Below are 279 nucleotides of genomic sequence, written 5' to 3' on the forward strand. Positions count from 1 at the left end.
GCGGAGGCCCTCGGCCGGCTGGACGTGCTGGTCAACAACGCCGGCGTCTTCACCGCGCACCCGCCGTTGGAGACCAGCTTCGAGGACTGGCAGGCCGCCTGGCAGCAGACCCTCGCCGTCAACCTGCTCGGCCCGGCCAACGCGACGTTCCGGGCACTGCCGCACCTGATCGCGGCCGGCGGCGGCGCGGTCGTCAACGTGTCCAGCCGGGGCGCGTTCCGCGGCGAGCCGAACAACCCCGCGTACGGGGCGAGCAAGGCCGGGCTCAATGCGTTCGGG

General features: G+C 73.8%; 1 protein-coding gene. It reads left to right on the forward strand.

Features of this window, described 5'->3' with window-relative positions; translation table 11 throughout:
* Positions 1-279: SDR family NAD(P)-dependent oxidoreductase (locus AAEZ10_RS27280; RefSeq protein WP_350571793.1), on the forward strand; the 279-nt coding region annotated here is incomplete at both ends.

Origin of the sequence: Pseudomonas sp. H26/SER47-MNA-CIBAN-0231 (assembly GCF_040310465.1) — a bacterium.
Lineage (GTDB): Bacteria > Pseudomonadota > Gammaproteobacteria > Pseudomonadales > Pseudomonadaceae > Aquipseudomonas > Aquipseudomonas atacamensis.